Consider the following 1080-nt stretch of genomic DNA (forward strand, 5'->3'; position numbering starts at 1 on the left):
GTCGAGAAGGTCAAGCTGGGGATGTGGTTCTTCTTGGCGTCCGACGTGCTCGTCTTCGGCGCGCTACTGTCAGCGGCAATCTTCATCCGGTACAACGCGGGCTGGATGACGTGGGAGCCGCTGACGGAGTCGCTGCCGGGGCTCATCAACACGTTCGTGTTGATAACGTCCTCGTTCACCGTGATCTTAGCGCTGGTCGCGGCCCGCCGTCAGAGCCGGCAGGGCCTGCTGGCGACGCTCGGGACGACCATCGTGCTCGGGTTCACGTTCATGGCGATCAAGCTGTGGGAGTGGAACCACGAGATTTTCGACCGCGGCGTGACCATCTCCGCGAACGCTCACGGCGACCCGATCCAGGCGTCGATCTACTACGTCACGACGGGCCTCCACGGGATCCACGTGGTGCTCGGCTTAGTGGTGGCCATCTTCCTGTTCGTCAGGGTGTACCAGGGCCACTACCTCGAAGACGAGCGGCCGATCGAGTACTTCGGCCTCTACTGGCACTTCGTGGACATCGTCTGGGTGTTCATCTTCCCGCTGTTCTACCTCTTCTGAGGCGGGTCACGGGGTTTTCTTTTCGTCCTCACGCGTCGTCATCGACGAGCGGTTCCGCACACCACTGACAGAAGTCGACGGTCGGGTCCGTCTCCTTGCCGCACTCCGGACAGCGCACGGTCCCGCCGTCGTCCGGCCGCTCCGCGGTCGGCGCGTTCGGTCTCTCCGTCCTTCCGTGGTCGGTCGGCTCCGTCCGGCCGGACGCGCGCACCGTCTCTCGCTCCCGCTCGTGCGCCCGGTTGTTCCGGAGCGCCACGACGTACGCGTCGATCACGCTGGCACCGACGACCGCGGCGGCGGGCGCGACCTCTCGGACGGCCGGCGGCTCGCCGGCGAACGCGCCCGAGATAGCCGACTCGGGGACGAACACGAACACCGCCGCGGTGACGGCCACGTACCAGCCGAACGCGCGGGCCCATCGACGGAGGTAGGCGTGGCCGAGCCCGGAGACGACAAGCGCGAGCAGGGCGGCGAGCCAGGGTCGCCGACGCGTGTGGTCAGCCATGAGCGCCCGTACGAGTCCCC

Annotated in this window: 2 protein-coding genes; one reads left to right on the top strand and one right to left on the bottom strand. The window is 67.1% G+C overall.

Annotated features, from left to right (window positions below; genetic code table 11):
- A partial coding sequence (locus U4E84_RS18475) for a cytochrome c oxidase subunit 3 (protein ID WP_322533513.1) occupies nt 1-555 on the top strand: 555 nt, incomplete at its 5' end.
- Between the two features lie 28 nt (nt 556-583).
- On the opposite strand, the gene U4E84_RS18480 is transcribed toward U4E84_RS18475, so the two are convergent.
- Nucleotides 584-1060: a zinc ribbon domain-containing protein gene (locus U4E84_RS18480; RefSeq protein ID WP_322533514.1), complete on the bottom strand. Its 477-nt coding sequence runs from the start codon at nt 1058-1060 to the stop codon at nt 584-586.
- Nucleotides 1061-1080 lie beyond the last annotated feature (20 nt).

Source organism: Halorubrum sp. AD140 (assembly GCF_034497445.1).
Taxonomy (GTDB): Archaea; Halobacteriota; Halobacteria; order Halobacteriales; family Haloferacaceae; genus Halorubrum.